Origin of the sequence: Pantoea sp. JKS000250 (assembly GCF_003201065.1) — a bacterium.
In the GTDB taxonomy this organism is placed as follows: Bacteria; Pseudomonadota; Gammaproteobacteria; order Enterobacterales; family Enterobacteriaceae; genus Pantoea; species Pantoea vagans.
Window position 1 is genome coordinate 3,480,398 of sequence record NZ_QICZ01000001.1, and the last position, 16,797, is coordinate 3,497,194.

At 47.8% G+C, this 16,797-nt stretch carries 16 protein-coding genes and 2 pseudogenes; 6 read left to right on the forward strand and 12 right to left on the reverse strand.

Annotated features, from left to right (window positions below):
* Positions 1–19 precede the first annotated feature (19 nt).
* Positions 20–901, forward strand: a complete 882-nt coding sequence (locus BY447_RS16485; RefSeq protein ID WP_110331556.1) for an SDR family oxidoreductase — start codon at positions 20–22, stop codon at positions 899–901.
* A gap of 183 nt (positions 902–1,084) precedes the next feature.
* Positions 1,085–1,899: pseudogene (locus BY447_RS16490) on the forward strand (transposase).
* A gap of 279 nt (positions 1,900–2,178) precedes the next feature.
* Here the strand turns inward: BY447_RS16490 and BY447_RS16500 are convergent.
* Together BY447_RS16500 and BY447_RS16505 are read right to left on the reverse strand one after the other, a co-directional pair.
* Positions 2,179–2,607 (reverse strand): PTS sugar transporter subunit IIA, encoded by a 429-nt coding sequence (locus tag BY447_RS16500; protein WP_110331558.1) that lies wholly within the window; start codon positions 2,605–2,607, stop codon positions 2,179–2,181.
* A 46-nt stretch (positions 2,608–2,653) separates the two neighbouring features.
* Positions 2,654–4,090, reverse strand: a complete 1,437-nt coding sequence (locus BY447_RS16505) for a sugar porter family MFS transporter (protein ID WP_110331559.1) — start codon at positions 4,088–4,090, stop codon at positions 2,654–2,656.
* 625 nt (positions 4,091–4,715) lie between these two features.
* Between BY447_RS16505 and iolG the strand changes: the two genes are divergently transcribed.
* Together iolG and BY447_RS16515 are read left to right on the forward strand one after the other, a co-directional pair.
* Positions 4,716–5,711 (forward strand): inositol 2-dehydrogenase, encoded by a 996-nt coding sequence (iolG, locus tag BY447_RS16510; protein ID WP_110331560.1) that lies wholly within the window; start codon positions 4,716–4,718, stop codon positions 5,709–5,711.
* Between the two features lie 11 nt (positions 5,712–5,722).
* Entirely contained in the window at positions 5,723–6,682 is a 960-nt protein-coding gene (locus BY447_RS16515) for a sugar phosphate isomerase/epimerase family protein (RefSeq protein ID WP_110331561.1), read from the forward strand.
* Positions 6,683–6,717: 35 nt separating this feature from the next.
* Here the strand turns inward: BY447_RS16515 and BY447_RS16520 are convergent, their stop codons facing one another.
* Positions 6,718–7,593, reverse strand: a complete 876-nt coding sequence (locus tag BY447_RS16520; protein ID WP_110331562.1) for a helix-turn-helix transcriptional regulator — start codon at positions 7,591–7,593, stop codon at positions 6,718–6,720.
* A 63-nt stretch (positions 7,594–7,656) separates the two neighbouring features.
* Positions 7,657–8,583 (reverse strand): substrate-binding domain-containing protein, encoded by a 927-nt coding sequence (locus BY447_RS16525; RefSeq protein WP_110331958.1) that lies wholly within the window; start codon positions 8,581–8,583, stop codon positions 7,657–7,659.
* A gap of 535 nt (positions 8,584–9,118) precedes the next feature.
* Here BY447_RS16525 and BY447_RS16530 point away from each other — a divergent pair.
* Complete coding sequence (locus tag BY447_RS16530; RefSeq protein WP_110331563.1) at positions 9,119–9,319, forward strand: hypothetical protein; 201 nt, start codon at positions 9,119–9,121, stop codon at positions 9,317–9,319.
* Positions 9,320–9,364: 45 nt separating this feature from the next.
* Here the strand turns inward: BY447_RS16530 and BY447_RS16535 are convergent, their stop codons facing one another.
* The 7 genes and pseudogenes from BY447_RS16535 to BY447_RS16565 form a co-directional block, all read right to left on the reverse strand.
* The gene (locus BY447_RS16535) at positions 9,365–9,643 is read right to left on the reverse strand and encodes a hypothetical protein (RefSeq protein WP_110331564.1); all 279 of its coding nucleotides are present in this window, start codon (positions 9,641–9,643) and stop codon (positions 9,365–9,367) included.
* 367 nt (positions 9,644–10,010) lie between these two features.
* On the reverse strand, positions 10,011–10,952 hold the full coding sequence (locus BY447_RS16540; RefSeq protein ID WP_110331565.1) for a LysR family transcriptional regulator: 942 nt from the start codon (positions 10,950–10,952) through the stop codon (positions 10,011–10,013).
* Positions 10,953–11,204: 252 nt separating this feature from the next.
* Positions 11,205–12,002 (reverse strand): SDR family NAD(P)-dependent oxidoreductase, encoded by a 798-nt coding sequence (locus BY447_RS16545; RefSeq protein ID WP_110331566.1) that lies wholly within the window; start codon positions 12,000–12,002, stop codon positions 11,205–11,207.
* A gap of 61 nt (positions 12,003–12,063) precedes the next feature.
* Positions 12,064–12,948, reverse strand: coding sequence for an NAD-dependent epimerase/dehydratase family protein (locus BY447_RS16550; RefSeq protein WP_110331567.1), 885 nt, complete (start codon positions 12,946–12,948; stop codon positions 12,064–12,066).
* Positions 12,949–13,324: 376 nt separating this feature from the next.
* Positions 13,325–13,615 carry a Bor family protein gene (locus tag BY447_RS16555; protein WP_110331568.1) on the reverse strand — a complete coding sequence of 97 codons (291 nt, stop codon included), beginning with the start codon at positions 13,613–13,615 and terminating at the stop codon, positions 13,325–13,327.
* A gap of 199 nt (positions 13,616–13,814) precedes the next feature.
* Positions 13,815–13,961 (reverse strand): annotated as a pseudogene (locus BY447_RS16560) (molecular chaperone DnaJ); the annotation flags it as partial.
* A 293-nt stretch (positions 13,962–14,254) separates the two neighbouring features.
* Positions 14,255–14,782 (reverse strand): sulfite exporter TauE/SafE family protein, encoded by a 528-nt coding sequence (locus BY447_RS16565; protein ID WP_323859509.1) that lies wholly within the window; start codon positions 14,780–14,782, stop codon positions 14,255–14,257.
* A gap of 129 nt (positions 14,783–14,911) precedes the next feature.
* Here BY447_RS16565 and BY447_RS16570 point away from each other — a divergent pair, with 129 nt between their 5' ends.
* A complete protein-coding gene (locus BY447_RS16570) occupies positions 14,912–15,490 on the forward strand; it encodes a TetR/AcrR family transcriptional regulator (protein WP_323859494.1) in 579 nt (192 codons plus the stop codon).
* A 33-nt stretch (positions 15,491–15,523) separates the two neighbouring features.
* Here the strand turns inward: BY447_RS16570 and BY447_RS16575 are convergent, their stop codons facing one another.
* Positions 15,524–16,303 (reverse strand): BPL-N domain-containing protein, encoded by a 780-nt coding sequence (locus BY447_RS16575; RefSeq protein WP_110331571.1) that lies wholly within the window; start codon positions 16,301–16,303, stop codon positions 15,524–15,526.
* Between the last annotated feature and the right edge of the window lie 494 nt (positions 16,304–16,797).

Here is a 16,797-nt window from a genome sequence, read left to right on the forward strand (position 1 = left end):
AACTGAATAGGAAATAAGAATGAGCGATGCAAAAAAAAGCATAGTCATCACTGGAAGCAGCAGTGGCTTTGGCCAAAAATCAGTTAAAGATTTTGCAGATAAAGGCTATCGAGTATTTGCGACAATGCGTGCTCCAGAAGGCAAGAACGCTGTAGTTAAAGCAGAGCTGGAAGCATATAGTGATTTTATACATGTCGTTGATATGGATGTTACCAACGACGAATCTGTCAAAACTGCCATTGCAAACGTGCTAAATAAAGCGGGAAAAATCGATGTTTTGCTAAACAATGCTGGCGTAATGTACCTTGGGATTACAGAAGCATTTAGCATTGCTCAGGCTCGCGAGCAGATGGAAACAAACTACTATGGCGCTGTACGTACTATTCAGGCTGTTTTACCTGCGATGCGTGAAGCCAGGTCAGGCCTGATCATCAATACCTCATCCATGGTTGGCCAAATTTCAGCACCCTATTTCTCCACTTACGCCGCAACCAAACACGCTTTGGAAGGCTATCTTCAGGGTTTACGTTACGAAGTGGCGCCATTCGGCATCGATATCGCCATAGTACAACCAGGCCCATTCCCTACAGGCCTAAGTGCAGCAGGACAGCAACCGACACGCACAGACATATTGGATAGTTACGGTGAACTGGCAAATATTCCTGTCACGATGTTTGAGGAATTCGGTAAATTTATGCAGAGCGATCAGGCCCCTAATCCACAAATGGTCGTAGATGCCTATTTAGCACTAGCAGACATGCCTAAAGGCAAACGTCCAACACGCACAGCAGTCGGCTTAGTTTGGGGTGTTGATGAAATTAACGCTGTTAAACAACCTATTCAAGACCGAGTTTTGACAGAAATGCAACTGGATAAGGTTCTGGGTGGCGCTGACGTATAATCATAATTTTCTGGGTAAGTTATTTTCGTCCCTTTTTCCTTTAAATTACAATCAAACTTGTATAGAAGGCATCCTCCAATTCTTGAGCTTCTGTAAGGAGGAATGGGCTTTGTTGAATAAAATTAACTTTTTGCCACAATCAGGATCAGATCATCCTATTTCTGGCCCTGAAGCGGTATATACGTGGCAAAACAAAAGCTCAAAATCACCAGCTGGGCTACCTGCAACAAGGCGTTCGTCAACCGGGGCTCACTGACATTATGACCTGATGTGTCGGCTATTCTGGCCTGGAATGAATAGCCCAACACGTCTTCATGTGGCAGCCCGCAACGTTATTCTGAACGGGTCATTTCCACCGTACTGATGCTTCACCTTATACTGTACGCTGCGCAGAGATACATTGACTCCATCATTATCCTGATGCAGTACCCGACTCACTCCTGCGTTAGCAGGCGGACCAGGCCCGTCAGCATCCCGTTCAAAAATACTACGCGCGGCGAAATTGCCCATCAGGTTATCGACTCCACCGGCTTAAAAGTCTTCGGTGAGGGGAATGGAAGGTAAAAAACACGGTCAGGAAAAGCGTCGCATATCGCGTAAACGGCATCTGGCCGTAGACGATTGCACTCATGAGGTTATCTGTGCATCCCTCTCTCTGGGATGACACTAAACGAAGCCACTACGGGCTAAGGTACAAGAAGATGAAAGCTCTTATCTCGCCGCGAACGCGTGCCGGTTACTGGCCGGCGGAGTCTTCTGACAGAATCAGGCAGAGGCCAGGCAACGACTGACAGGGAGCAATGCTTACTGGAGGTGGCACACGGCTTATAACGGGCGTTGGGTTGCTGAAACGACGATGTCACGCGTAAAAACACCTGTTTAATGGGCATCTTACTTTGCAGGATTATGATACGTAGTTTGCAGAAATTATGGCTATTATCCGTGCCATAAACAAAATGAAGGGTGCGATGATGCCAGAAAGTGTGCGGATTGGCTGAGGAAGTCAGTGACTGGAGGAGCTTTTATCTAAATCCGATTTATTCAATAAAGCATGCCGGACTGTATTATCAGGGACAGCGAGAAAAGTTGAAACCGCATCAATCAGTCATCCGGGCTCTAACGTTTAAATGGATAAGGACCATTTACCACTACTGGAAGACCAGAACCCGTTATGATTAAGCGAAATATTTGCTGGTACTTGAAGCGCGAAGATCGCCCTTACTGATGCTGTAAAACGCTTGTCGAATGTCAGAGGGCGAGAAGCAGACGTTGCAAAATCAGGTATCGGCCAACAGGTTAAGAAATGCAGTTTTACTGTCTGCCATGGAAAGTCGCATCACTTTTCTTTCATTAACCAGCAGATCTGCAATGCCAGAAAGCATAGCAATATGGTCACCATCTTTGGCCGCGACCACGACGACCAAAAAAGCCACGTGGCTTTTGTCCCATGAAACTCCCTCCGGATACTGAAGGAAATGGAATCCGCTCCTGATAATCTGCCCGGCATCACGCCGGTTTATGTGTGGCATTGCCAGTCCAGCGCCAATCCATGTAGAGACATCATTTTCGCGATCGAGCAATGCTTTGCTGAAACCAATATCTACGCAGCCCCGGGCGGCCAGCTCAAAAGCAGCCTGCCGGAGTACCTCATTTCGATTCTTCGCCCGGCAGCCAAGCGTCAATTCGTCAGCGGTAATTTTCATCATGTCCTGCCCTCAGTAGAAATTAATGATGGAATCAAACGGCCGGCGTTTACTGCCTGAATTTTTTTTCAATTTCTTCAAGCGTAAGCCCGCGTGTTTCAGGCAGATACCTGAACAGCAAAGCCAGCATTACGAGGTTTGCCAGGGCAAACACGCCAAACGTGGCTCCTCCTCCCCATGCATGCAGCATCACAGGAAAGAGCGACTGTATGACAAAATCGAAGCCAAAAAGGCCGAATACCGCTATGCCCATTCCAAGGCCGCGTATGCGAAGAGGGTATATTTCGGAAAGCATCAGCCAGAATACCGGCGCTATCCAGCCCTGCATAAAGACAAGGAACAGCGACATAAGGGCGAGAATGATATAGCTGGCACCGGCAAAGTTGCCTTTAAGCACTTCCGTACCGTTAATTGTCTCCGCATGGAAAAACATTCTGAAGGACAGTCCTATCAACACCAGTACCAGGGTGACGCCTATCTGCCCGGTCAGGAACATTTTACGGCGCGGCAGATTACCAATAATCATCATGCCAAGCACAGTTGCCAGAATAGAAATCAGGCCGTTCGCTACTGCTGCTGTCACTGCGGCAGCATCGCCCAGTCCCGTTGACTTTAATACTGTTGGTGCGTAGTACATGATGGTATTAACACCCGTCACCCTCGTAGCCAGAACAATCATAAGTCCTATCAGGATGAGTTTTAAAACCCATTTTTTACTCAGTTCTTTACGCAGGCTTACCTGCTGCGTATCCAGAGAAATGATATTACGGATATCCCTGATTTCCTTCTCGATGACCTGCGGCTCGCGAATGCTGCTCAGCACTTTTCTTGCCTCGTTCTCCTGACCACGCTGCAGGAAAAATCTTGGCGATTCAGGCATCATCATCATGCCTATCCACAGGATGACGCCAGGTATGGCGGGTATTGCCAGCATAATACGCCAGCTATGGCTCAGTTCCGGATAGGCATTTACGATACCGGCATTAATCGAGTAAGCAAGAAACTGTCCGATAACGATCATAAGCTCGTTAACGGTTACGAGCTTCTCTCTCTGGTTTGCCGGGGCCATTTCAGCGATATAAACCGGAACCGTGACCGACGCACAGCCAACCGCAAGTCCAAGGACGAAACGGGCAACCAGCATTGAATTAACATCCCAGGCCAGAGAGGTAGCAAGCGCTCCCAGGACAAAGAACACAGCTACCCATAGAAGATTTTTACGTCTTCCCTGTTTATCAGAAAGCATCCCGCCCAGAAGAGAGCCAAAAGCTGCGCCAAATAACAGAGAGGACGTAATAAATCCTTCAGCTGAGGGTGAAAGATTCAGGTCATCGTTCATAAAGAGTAGTGCGCCCGAAATAACCCCGGTGTCGTATCCAAAACAGAGGCCACCTATGGTGGAAACGATGGTGATTTTTTTCATGTCCGGACCCGGTGAGGAAACCTTTTCCGGAGTTGAATTCCTGATCAGTTTGTCTTCACTCATTAATTTTTTTCCTGGTAGGGTTATTTATTATCAATAAAAGGGAAAGCGCTTGTGCGTTTTAGTGAAATAAAGCCGGGGTTTCTTCGCCTTTTTTGGGGAAAGGTTTATTAATCATTACTGGAATGTCTATTCCAATGCTAAAAGTTGCTGCGCAGGCATGAATGTTACGGTTTTGTGAGGTCTTTCACATCGTGTCGCTAGGCTGTAAATTGCAGAAGAGCCTTGAGCCCAAACAACTATATGAAATTATTAGGTAAATCATGATACTGGCTTTCAATACATCAAAGCCTTCATTATGAATAATTTGTTATATCCAGTGAGGGCGCCTGCATCAGCAGGCTAACCGCACTGCTGTTAGCTATAAAAAATGCAGAAACAGTAAGAATAATCAGCATTATCATGAGGTTGAAAGTGGCAACTTTTAGGATGTTGCGCTCATTTTTTATCTACATCACAAAATTAATCTTTCATTTTTTATTTAATTGAAATTAATTTTCACTGCGTTTAACGTCATTCCATCATGTTTTTCAAGCGTAGTGTTATGGGTGGTGAACAGTCAGCTCCCCGAAATAATGCTGTTATTTCTGTCCAGTTTCCGTGGGATTTATTTGTTCAGGGGTCAGTCATGTTGAAAGTTGCGTTGTTAGGTGCCGGAAGAATTGCACAGGTTCATGCCCGTCATATTTATGACCATCCGGATACCGAATTATTTTCGGTGTCCGATATTTTCCCTGAGGCTGCAAAAAACCTGGCTGACAGGTTTTCAGCGCGTGTGCTCAGTACTGAGGAGGCGATCACGCATCCGGAAGTGGATATTGTTCTGGTTGCCACATCCACGGATACCCACGCTGATTTCTCACTGCACGCCGCCCGGGCAGGCAAAGCAATTTTCTGTGAAAAACCCATCGACTTAAACATTGAGCGGGTACAGGCCTGCGTCGCTGAGGTTAAAGAGCGTGGTGTGCCTTTCATGATCGGATTTAACCGCCGTTTCGACCCGAACCATGCCCACCTGAATCGGGCGCTGAGGTCTGGTGAGATCGGAGAACTGGAGCATCTGCAAATCAACTCACGCGATCCGTCCCCCCTTCCGGATGACTACCTGCTGGTCTCTGGCGGCATGTTTCGTGACATGACCATTCATGATTTCGATATGGCGCGTTTTCAGCTGGGCGAAGAGCCGGTATCTGTCTCTGTTACAGCGGCAGCCCTGGTCAGCCCGACTGTCAAAGCGGCAGGCGACGTGGACACTGCAGTTATTACACTTCAGACCGCGTCAGGCAAAATTGCGGTCATCAATAACAGCCGGCGATCGGGTTATGGATATGACCAGCGCATTGAAGCTCACGGCCAGAAAGGGTGTCTGTATGTGCAGAATGTTCCTACGACAACCCTTGTTAAAGTAACTGAGGAACAGGGGACTCAGGCGCAAAAGCCGCTGCACTTCTTCCTGGAACGCTATCAGGAGGCCTTTCGTGAACAGTGGAAAGCTTTCGTTGCTGCGATTAAGGAAGGACGGCCTGTTCCAACAACCGCTGATGATGGACTGAAGGCTCTGTTACTTGCTGAGGCAGCCGTAGAATCCTTCAGAACCCGTAAAGTCGTTACTGTTTCGCTTTAAGAGGACAAACAATGAAACTTGGATTAGTGTCTGACAGCCTCAGCCATCTGGCAGTCGGTGACGTTATCAAAACGGCTGCGGTATTAAAGCTGGACTGCCTGGAGTTTGCTACCGGCAACTGGTCAACGGCTCCTCATCTCGATCTGGATAAGCTGCTCAGTAATCCGGCAGCACGCCAGGAGTTCACCAGCAGACTGAGCGACAATGGTCTGACAATTTCTGCACTCAACGCAAACGGAAACCCGCTGCATCCGGGTGAAACCGGGAGAGTGCATTCTGCTTGTCTGCATAAAACAATTGAGCTTGCTGCCCTGCTGGGGGTGGAGAACGTTATTACCATGTCAGGTTTACCTGGTGCACCCGGTGATAGTTATCCGAACTGGATTGTGACCGCCTGGCCGCCCGAAACACAGCATATCCTGGCCCATCAGTGGGAAGTGGCTGAGTTATACTGGCGCAGTCTGGCTGATGTCGCGCGTAACAGCGGCACGCGGATCTGCATTGAGCTTCATGGACAGCAGCTGGCTTATAACCTGCCCACTTTCAGGCAATTGCGTGAAATCACGGGAGAGGTCGTGGGACTTAACTTCGATCCCAGCCACATCATATGGATGGGAGGCGATCCTCTTGAGTTCATTCGCTCAGCCGGCAGTATGATCTATCACGTACATGCCAAGGATACCTTCACCGACAGCGTTAACCGGGCGACTGCTACTGCTCTTGATAACCGCCCAATGACGATGAGCCGTGAGCGCAGCTGGTCTTATGTTACGCTGGGTTATGGTCAGCCGGAATCCTGGTGGAACCAGTTCTGTTATGCACTGGCGCACTTTGCCAATCCTGAACTGACGCTGAGCATCGAGCACGAAGACATGAACCTGTCCCGCATGGAAGGCGTCATCAAATCGGTAGACCTGCTCAGACGTGCAGCCATGATTGAAAAGTCGGATTACGTACTGCCAGCCATCTGATACTTACCGCACACTGGCTCCGCAGCCAGTGTGCATCATTTACTGAGCTTCATACCGTCCATCCAGCGCACTTTATATTGCGAGGGCGGAATGCCTACGATCATCTTAAATACGCGGTGAAAATTGTTAACGCTGTCGTAGCCCACCCTTGCCGCGATTTCTGATACACCCAGATCCGTATTTAACAGCAGCGACTGCGCTTCGCCTACGCGCCGGCGGATAATGTATTGTTTAGGTGGATAGCCTGAAAACTGCTTAAAGACGTGAATGAGGTAAAAGCGGTTTATCCGGAGTTTCTGCGTTATGGCGTCAAGTGTTATAGGCGTCGCGTAATTTTCATCAATAAAATCCTTAATCTGTTCACCCAGTGAAAGCGTCCTCTCATCATTCTTTGCCTGCTGCTCTTCACAGAGGTTCCTGACCAGTATCAGAAGCGCATTCATGGCATGATGCGTTATAACGCCGTAGTGGTTATTTTGCCTGAAGCACTGAGAGCAGAGCGTTTCGAACAGGCCATGTACCGAGCTAAAGTGTGAGCCACTTTTTACCAGTGCACGATATTCGCGGGGCTGGAGATGATTGTCCTGCAACCCGCTGATGCGCAGCCCACTGAGTCCACAGCTGTAAATGACTGAGTCTCTGCTGCTGTGAGGCCGTTCATCGTGTACAACTCCAGAATTAAAAATGAGGATATCACCTTCCTGAGCCGGGTAATTTTTCCCGCCGATAACGTAGTCTCCACTCCCGCGGGCAATAAACATTATTTCCAGACGGTCATCATGTTTGTGCATTACACGAGGGATGGCCGACTCCTCTCCTTCAGTTTTACAGACAAACAGAAGCTTTGGTGCAGAGTGTTCAGCAAAATCGGGATAGATCCGATTATCGTCCTGGCAATGCGTAAGCATCATCGTCCTCTCTTCAAACGTCCCTGTCGGGAATGGCACCGGCCCACCTTTCAGCGGGCAGGAGGCTTACCGGGACTGTCCGGCATGTTGAAACTGTCGAAAGTTTTCCGGGGTAATCGTCTGGTAAGGGATCCAGTTATAGGTTTCTACCGGCTTTTTATCGAGCAGGGCACGGGTAACTTTTACAGCACCTGTAGCCTGACCCCGCGCATCCTGGAAAATGGTGAGCGTCAGGCGACCGGACTGAACGAATTTAACGCCATCGGGCGTGCCATCAATGCCCGCGACAAGGATCTCTTTATTACCTGCCTGATTAAGCGCCATAATCGCGCCTATTGCCATCTCATCATTGTTGGCGGCAATTGCATTGACCGGGGTGCCGTTCAGAAGCCAGCTGGAAACTACGTCTACAGCCTCATTACGCTGCCATTTAGCTGTCTGTTTTTCCACAACCTTCATATCTTTATATTTTGCGATCACGGCCTCGGTTGCGCGCGTCCGCTCACGCGCCTCCTCGTTAGACAGGGCACCCATCAGAATGGCCACGTTACCTTTATAATTCATCTTTTTGGCGAGAGCCTCCATTTCCATCTCCCCGCCCAGTGCGGAATCAGAACCGACATAGGCCATACCGGCTGGCAGTTTAACTTCAGGTTTCCTGTTAACAAATATGAGCGGTATACCGGCACGGCTGGCCGCACTCATCATAGGCTGAACGCCCTGCGTATCAACGGGATTCAGAATGATGGCGTCCACGCCCTGATTGATAAAATCATCGACCTGCTGAACCTGGAGGGCAACGTCACCTTTGGCATCGACAAGCTGCCCGGTCAGATTCTCTTCTTTGAGTTCTGTTGCCATCTGACTGCGAAGTATGGAAATAAAGTTGAGGTCAAAGTTAGCCAGGGCAACACCCACCTTCATGTCTTTCGCCTGCGCTGAAAATATCATCAGAGCGGTAAGACTGCTGGCAAGGAATTTATAGGTTTTCATATCGTAGTCACTTGTAGGGAGACGGAGGGCCGGCACGATCAGGAACGACATAATTGCCTGAAAGGCCGGGATGAATTGTGAGGAGGCATTAACATTATCCTCACAATATCCCCCACATGGGCAATGACTGAAGTTGGTAATGAGAAGTAAACTTAGCATTGATAATTAAGGATTTTTAAAGAAAAAACCCTCTTAACTATCAAAAGTTGCTATTAGTTGATGAGGGTCACAGATGAAAATCAGAGCTTCATCACATTTATTTAAGGATGAAATCATTCACTTCTCCCTTATCCGGTTTTTCCTCATTATGAATCCTGCGGTGCGCAGGTCTGATTTGTGCCAGAAGCGGACGTTGCTTGCACTACGGTATATTAATCTGCGGGAGGCAGGTCATTAGTTTAAGCCTCAGCCTGAAACCCGAGCTCTTTAGCCATCATAGTTTGTGAAGGTATCAGTTCAACGATACGGCCACAGTTACCTTTCTCGCACCTAATACAATGCTATATTTACAACTGGTTCTCTTAGCGGAGGGTTTATGGGTTCAAGCGAGGATCGCAATGAACAAGCACTGGAACTTATTGGTCGGATTACCAGAAGGCTGCTCAGTCAGAAAACCAAAGCAGGGAAAGATGAGCTGATAAATGAACTGGAACTGCTTAGCAAAAGCACCGCTGACCGTCGTGTGCAGGAATGCAGCATAAGGGCGATTCAAATGCTGAGCCACCGGATACACTGACTTTTAGAGGCAGAACGTAACCAATGCAGTAAAGATGCCGCATAATTACCAGTGTCTGGTGCTCTGCCGACAAGAAATTCGAGCGAGCCCACCCTTTGTGTCAGCATAGCTATTACCTGAACAAAGGGCTATGGCGAGCAGTTTACTAGTCTGCCTGATTGCCTCTCTGATGATTTCACAACGGACGGCGTCTATCTCTACATTAAGCATCTTTGTCAACTGGGTAGAAAGGGTGTGTGTACTAAAGACGCCGCTGTCCTCAAGCAGCGTTAAGATGGCTTCGCCAATAACGATGTTGATCTTTTCTTCTTCACTTCTAAACATATTAAACTTCCTGTTGCCGGGCGGTAACGGTCCGTCGCGGCGGACAAGCAGTATTGCTCTTGAACGGTCATGGGCTTTGTTTGATTTCAGTATCAGCACTGACCTGGCTAAAACTCTGAAATCATACGTGCACTGAGTGTAACAGAGTTAGATCAGCCTGCCCGAATTTTCACCAGTTCGGCCACAACTTTTATTCCAGCCCCATCGTGATGATGATTCTGAAAGATCAAGTAATGAGCGTATGAGTCTCAATAAGGATCTATTGTGCCAGAAGCAGACTGACCCACTCCCCGTTGATTTACTCAGTACGCCATTAGTAACGTCCGCTCCTCGCTCATAGCAGACATCGATACATCAACGAATCAAATCATTCAGTGTTATTTCGCTTTTCATTTTTTATCTCTTCTCTCAGCACCTCGATCAGTTCTCTCAGACCCTGTGGAACCTGCCGGTGTCCGGGATAATAAAGATACATAGGTTCTTCAACCGGTGCCCATTCCGGGAGCACGATCCTAAGACTGCCGTCACGTATGTGGCCACGAACCCTTTCTTCAAGGCAGTAGGCGATGCCGGCACCGGACAGGGCCAGCTCGATTGCCAGTGCCGTTTCGCTCACACAAAGCTGGCCCCTGACGTCAATCACGCGGTAGTCCTCTCCTTTACGAAATTCCCATTTGTAGATGACGCCCTGCCCGGTACGTAACTGAATACAGGCATGAAGGCGCAGGTCTTCAGGCACGGCAGGAAGTGTATGTTGATAAAGATAGCGTGGTGATGCTACTGCTACCCACCGGAGCTCTCCCCCCAGCCGGACTGCAACCAAATCTTCAGGAACGGTACCGCCAAAGCGGATCCCGGCATCAAATCCTTCCTGCACTATGTCGACCATCCTGTCATCAACGCTGATTTCGAGCTCCACTTCCGGGTACTTGCTGATAAAACGTGGAAGATGTCGTGCCATAATGAGGCGGGCACCGTCACTAAGCACGTTAAGCCTGAGTCTTCCGGCGGGCCGATCGCGCATGCGGTAAATTTCCTCAAGGGCATCGCCAATTTCTTTAAATCCTATTTCAAGGCGTAGTGCCAGGCTCGCGCCCGCTTCGGTCGGAGAGACCGTGCGGCTTGTTCTGTTTAGCAACCTGACGCCCAGGCGCGTCTCGAGATTGCGTATGGTATGACTCAGCGCAGAAGTGGTGATCCCCAGTTCTATGGCGGCTTTGGTAAAACTGCGCAGTTTCTCGGTGATAAGAAATGCGTTGAGTTCAGCAAGATCGCTTCGGGTGAGTGAGGTAGGAAGTCTGGTAGGCATGAAACTGGACCGTTGATTAAAATTCAATGCAATGTTTAAAGCATTGCACGGAATTTTGCCTGAAAGATAGGCAGTTTAGATTTATTCAATAAAACGCTGCAACCCGACACCATAGCAAATGCAAAGTTTCAGCATTTCCCCGGGATACCTTCGCTTTTTTCATCTCTGGTCATTATTCCAGTACTTCACCTGCTGTATTTACGTTTTTGAAAGAGGCACCGGGCTTATGCCCGGCACCATGCGGATTTATTTTTACAGGGCTGAGTTGGGTTCAGAAATGATGCGGTGACGCTGAGCCTTGTGTGATTCACTCATGGTTCTGTTCATCACCTCGCCCTCATACTCGGCATACTCACTGCCGTAGACAAATTCATGTCCTGTCATCAGGGCATAAAAGGCGCGTTTTGCCACCTCTTTCGGGTCGTCCTTTTTCATGGATCCTACCGCCGTGCTTGCCTGTCCGGCATTTTTGAAGAAATTGGTTTCCGTTGCCCCGGGCATCAGAAGCGTCATAGATAACCCACTTCCCATCAACTCATTACGTATGGCATAAAAGAAGGAGTTAACGAAAGCCTTTGACGCCCCGTAAACCGCTTCGAAAGGTATCGGTGCCGAGCCAGATAGCGAAGAGGTGATAAGAACCTGCCCGCTGCCCTTTTCAACGAGCCGCGGAATAAATATTTTAGAAAGATGGACTACAGATTCAACATTAAGCCGTATTAATCTCAGCTCCTTTTCAAGATCGGTACCACCAATAAAGGCACCACCGAGGCCCTGGCCTGCGTTGATGACCAGAGCACTGAGGTTTAAACCGGCCGCATCAATTCTGGCCTGCAGGTCGGTTATCTGGTCATACTCACTCAGGTCAGCACTGAATGCGTGTACGTTAACTGTAAAGCGCTTTTTCAGATGTTCTTGTGTAGCTGATAGCTTTTTTTCATCCCGGGCCACGATGGCAAGATCGTACCCGTTAGCTGCAAATTCTTCCGCAAGTGCCAGGCCGATACCGTTACTCGCGCCCGTTATAAGAGCCAGTTTTTTCTCTTTCATATGATTCTCCAGTTAAAACGGTTACCTGCCTCCTAAAGGCCGGTAGCAAAGTAAATTATTATCAGACGCCATCGGTCCAGCGGTGCGCCGGACGATAACCCAGGACGCGCATTGCCTTTTCGCTGCTCAGCACTGATTCATTACCTGCGAATTTTTTACGCTGTTCGACATTGGGATAGTAACGGTCGATAAGTTCCTGTGTAGGGGTTCGCATGCAGGTAACATCGCTGGTAATAAAGAACTCATCTTTACCCCTGACGTCATATTCGAGCGCTTTCTCAATCGATTGGGCAACGTCCCGGACGTCAACGTAGGCCCACATGTTCCATAGCCTGACAGCCGGATCATCCTGCCAATTTTCAAACTGTGCATATTCTTCCGGTGCTATAACATTTGAAAGTCGCAGGCAGGTAATGCGCATATCATCGTTGTTAAGGCAGAACTGGCGGGCCATTTCTTCCCCCAGTACCTTAGTCAGTGCATAAATGCTGATACCTCGTGCCGGGTAGTGTTCATCTACCGGAACGTATGGGCAGTCCCACTGGTCGTAAGGCACGCCGGTTGGAACCTCGCTCGATGACCAGATGACATTTTTTATTCCCAGTCGTCTTGATGCCTCAAAAACGTTGAAGGTGGCCAGCATATTGTTTCTGAACTCGTCAGCATCGGGGAGTATTCGGGGGTGGGGAATACTGGCGAGGTGAACAACGGCATCAAAGGCTGCTGGCTCGGGTCTCGAATAAATGTCTTCCCCAACGGAAGAAAGAGCGTCGAGCGCTGCACCAAAATCCTCTAAATCGGCAATTATCGCAGGATGGGCATCAGTTACCGGGTCTTTTTTATCGATGAGGAACAGGTCATAGCCCGCTTTATCAAGCCACTCTACTGTAACCCTGCCAATTTTCCCTGAAGCACCGGTTATGGCTATGCGTTTTTTGTCTGACATACTTCGTCCTAATGGTTGTGGTGCAAATCAACCCTAAGTTTTATCGACAAAAAGCAATATGCGATGAGCCAGGCTAATAGCCCCGATTAATTTAATTCATCAATTTAAGCTTGATAGCAGAACGGACTGATTCCGTGAACTAATAACAGTGCTTCTGCTGACGTCTCCATATTTAAATGTCCGCTTTTCGCTCATAGCGGACTTTAATGTCTAACAGCTTAACCACTGCTTTTACCAGGCTGGACGAAGTTACCTGAACTCATTTCGGGTAACGTCGTCAGTATAATTTAATAGTTACAACATTTTAATGTATTTTAATCACAGAACATGGAAAATAGCAGGCAGGATTAGGCCGGCGAACCGGCCTGAGGCATTATCAGATGGCGCAATAAACGCGCGCTTCACGTGGCGTGTAGATACCAAACGTCACCACGCTCAGTAAGCCATTAACAAACGTCTGCTGCACTTCAACCCGGCTAACTTTTTCCGGGCTGCCGCACACCTGTGCCGCATCAATGCTCTTACGCTGACCGATACCTGAAACAAAGAACGGCTGGCTGGTCGTTTTCGTCGCCGCGCCAACCTGGTTCTGTTTCATCACGAAAGTCTGCTGCGCACAGCCGGTTAAACTCAGAGCCAACAACGCCGCAACACAAAGCTTGTTCATAAATATCCTTATCGCCAGAAATGAAAAAAAAGCTGAGTGTAATCATCACTCAGCCAGCAATCAGGTTATCGACAACGAAAGCGGAAGCTTGAGAAAAATTTCTGAGTACGCCTTAACGGATACGTTGTGCTGAATAGTACAGCAATTAAAAAAGCCCCTGCACTGCAGGGGCTTTTTATGTTTACCGTTGCGTTTCCGCTTAGCGAGTCAAATTGTCGAAAAACTTTTTGACGCCATTGGGAAAGCTTTTTGAACGCCGACTGTTCTTCTTTCCCACCACACCACCAAAGCCCTCTTCCAGCTTACGTAGCAGCGCCTTTTGTTTCTCGTTAAGGCTAACCGGCGTTTAAACCACGACAAATGCAGTTCGATGGCGTGCGCATGAAAGGGCCATCTGACTCAAACGTTTTCGTGACGGAGTTTTACGATTTCTTTTCGGGCTGAAATGTCCGCTATGTAACACAAGCAAAAATCCAATGTGGTCCGTTTGCCCACTAAGAACACTTCACCTGATCGTTTCAGCAATGTTCAACAGGGGTGTCTGCTCATTTCATCATCACTGCTTAGTGACCCTTAGTATCAGGCAACCTCTCGGCTGTGCGCCGCTACTTTACGCCTGATAAATCAGATAAAAGGGCGTTAAATCGACTCTATGCCCAGCATAATTAAAAACAGAAGAAAACACTGCCTGAAGCGCATGGGACTAATACGTGCCCGCACCTTCTGGCCGAGCCACATTCCGGCCAGAGCAGGGAGTATGGATATAAATGAAAGTGAAAATTGCTCTATCCGGAACGCGTCATGAAGATAAAGTCCTGCCGCCAGCGCAATCATAGACACGGTAAATGACAGGCCAGGGGCCTGGACGTGCTCTTCTTTACTGAAGCGAAGTGACTGAAGATAGGGAACGGCTGGCATAACGAACAGACCTGTCGCACCGGTTAGCAGGCCTGTTATGAAGCCAGTAACGGGTGACAACCATTTCTCCCGGGCCTGAGTAACGGTAAGCGATGGAGAAACTATCGCTAAAACAGCATATACGATTAAAGCCACACCCAGGCCCAACGGTGACCAGGCGGGATTAGTGCTAATCAGAAGCAAAGATGCTGCCACCGTACCAGCCAGTATAAGCAGCATCATCAGCCAGAAGCGGCTAACAATCAGAATGACGAAGCAGGCGTTGCGTTATAAGTTAATGCTGATATAAGCCGCAGCTTACCTTTTATAGCTATTAGCGTTGAGTTCCTGAAAATGGTATTGTGAGAGGATGAAAAGTTAACAAAGTCGTTATTGAAAATGAAAGTCGATTCCTTCAAAGATATTATAAAGAAAGCCGCTTTAAAACTTTTCAAAGAGAAGGGGCTGAACAATGTCTCAACGCGAGACCTGAATGCCCGGCTTAATATTTCCAGAAGCCATACGTATCATTACTATAGTAACTGGGATGAGCTTAAGCTCGACGCCATAAAAAAGATGCTGGATGATGATGTTAATGACTATCTCCTGAAATTAAAAGAGCGCAAAACTGGCACAATATCAGAGGAGCTATTGTTTTTTTTAGATTATCTGCTGCCAGATGCTCCCTCTTCGCACTGGATTCTCTATCTTGAAATATGGCCTCTTTCAGCAAGAGATCAGCGTTATGCTGACCTTATTCACGCCAATTTAATGCAGTGGAATGACATCGTCGAAGATATCATTACGCGTGGTATCGAAGTGGGGGAATTTACCTCTGCCAATAGTCAGGTTTCAGCCCGACAAATTGCGGCTGTTCTTGATGGTTATTCAAGCATGATCATACTTGATTATTCTGCTGAAAAACGCGCTCTCTTTCTTGAAGAAATTTTTAAGTTTTCTCTTCAGATGGTGAGATAAAGATGAGCGCAGACGTTCCGGCTTTACCCGTGCTCATTGATGACTGATGTCCAGATATTTCAGTAGTTTTATCATTTTGCGTTCAGCGGGGATGTATCCTGGTTGGCTGGCATCGATCCAGCTTTCGTCAGCTTCAGGGTGAGGTCCGGTCAGTACCACTTTCCCTTTTCCATAGGTATAGGCCGCCATGGCAACATCGCCATTACTGTACCAGGCGATGGGAGTAAACCCTCTGCTGGTGGAACTGTTATTCAGATAAGGACCATCCTGATAATAAGCTGACTCTTTCTTTCCTCCCCACAGTATTGTTAGCGTGTAATCGTCCTCATCCGTAGCTTCTGCGCCTGGTCTTCCTGCTTCGGTATCCAGAGGTGCATCGATCAGACCTATCCAGTCTTTATCAGCAAGATAAGCGCCCATGCAAAGGCCAAGAAATCCCTTACCAGAGCGAACAAAATTCCGGATGGCTTCTGCACCCTCATCGCGTATAGCATTATAAGCTGCGGGAATATCCTGTCCGCCCCCTGGCTGAATATAGATGTCAAATTTTTTGAGATTACTGCTGTTTAGTTTTAAATTCTCATTTTCTCCAATATAGCTGACAGAGAGATTCAATCCTGTTTTTACAAGCGATTTCACCACCATTTCTGAGCAACCTTCACAGCCAGCTTTCCCCCGGTAAACAGCGATGTTAACGGGTTTTGTGCCAGCAGCATAGGCTGCTGGCGCATAGCCTGCTGAGGCTGCCATCAATGCTGAGGTAAAGACAAAAGCGCCCAGGTAGCGTCTGCAACGGAATTTATCGGACTTCATTACATATCCCTTAGAGTTTGACAGCAAAAATAAACAGACAGTGAAAAGAGACTGATAGTAAAAACTGTAAATTAGAGCAGTCGCCCTAATTTACAATTGAGGTAATGGTTGTCAAGATTTAATTTATTCACAGGAAAGTTATTTATCTTTCATTCAGATTGGTTGTGTTGATTAAGCAAGGTAAATACTGCCGGATATCATAAAAAAAGAGTCATGTATCGGGAATAGTACCGATCCTGTTCAACATGAGCTTTTCTTATGACCTGAAAGTAAGGATAAAAGTTAAGAGGATGCCAGTCAGGATGATTATCAGTAAGTTATGAAATCAGGCGCGTCTTCCGTATCCGACTCAATAGCACCGCAGAATGGACAAACTTTTATTGGCGGGAGACCTTGCGCAAGGGACTCATGTGCGTGCGGATTAGCCTTTTTATTCTTAGTGAGGAGTGGGCAGAAACCTGCAGGCTCTGTTTTTGTTTGCTCCAATAGCCCCA

What these genes read in the sequence shown, in the direction of transcription:
- BY447_RS16485 (WP_110331556.1), top strand. Translation starts at nt 20, where the DNA reads ATGAGCGATGCAAAAAAAAGCATAGTCATCACTGGAAGCAGCAGTGGC.
- BY447_RS16500 (WP_110331558.1), bottom strand. Translation starts at nt 2,607, where the DNA reads ATGATGAAAATTACCGCTGACGAATTGACGCTTGGCTGCCGGGCGAAG.
- BY447_RS16505 (WP_110331559.1), bottom strand. Translation starts at nt 4,090, where the DNA reads ATGAGTGAAGACAAACTGATCAGGAATTCAACTCCGGAAAAGGTTTCC.
- iolG (WP_110331560.1), top strand. Translation starts at nt 4,716, where the DNA reads ATGTTGAAAGTTGCGTTGTTAGGTGCCGGAAGAATTGCACAGGTTCAT.
- BY447_RS16515 (WP_110331561.1), top strand. Translation starts at nt 5,723, where the DNA reads ATGAAACTTGGATTAGTGTCTGACAGCCTCAGCCATCTGGCAGTCGGT.
- BY447_RS16520 (WP_110331562.1), bottom strand. Translation starts at nt 7,593, where the DNA reads ATGATGCTTACGCATTGCCAGGACGATAATCGGATCTATCCCGATTTT.
- BY447_RS16525 (WP_110331958.1), bottom strand. Translation starts at nt 8,583, where the DNA reads ATGAAAACCTATAAATTCCTTGCCAGCAGTCTTACCGCTCTGATGATA.
- BY447_RS16530 (WP_110331563.1), top strand. Translation starts at nt 9,119, where the DNA reads ATGGGTTCAAGCGAGGATCGCAATGAACAAGCACTGGAACTTATTGGT.
- BY447_RS16535 (WP_110331564.1), bottom strand. Translation starts at nt 9,643, where the DNA reads ATGTTTAGAAGTGAAGAAGAAAAGATCAACATCGTTATTGGCGAAGCC.
- BY447_RS16540 (WP_110331565.1), bottom strand. Translation starts at nt 10,952, where the DNA reads ATGCCTACCAGACTTCCTACCTCACTCACCCGAAGCGATCTTGCTGAA.
- BY447_RS16545 (WP_110331566.1), bottom strand. Translation starts at nt 12,002, where the DNA reads ATGAAAGAGAAAAAACTGGCTCTTATAACGGGCGCGAGTAACGGTATC.
- BY447_RS16550 (WP_110331567.1), bottom strand. Translation starts at nt 12,948, where the DNA reads ATGTCAGACAAAAAACGCATAGCCATAACCGGTGCTTCAGGGAAAATT.
- BY447_RS16555 (WP_110331568.1), bottom strand. Translation starts at nt 13,615, where the DNA reads ATGAACAAGCTTTGTGTTGCGGCGTTGTTGGCTCTGAGTTTAACCGGC.
- BY447_RS16570 (WP_323859494.1), top strand. Translation starts at nt 14,912, where the DNA reads ATGAAAGTCGATTCCTTCAAAGATATTATAAAGAAAGCCGCTTTAAAA.
- BY447_RS16575 (WP_110331571.1), bottom strand. Translation starts at nt 16,303, where the DNA reads ATGAAGTCCGATAAATTCCGTTGCAGACGCTACCTGGGCGCTTTTGTC.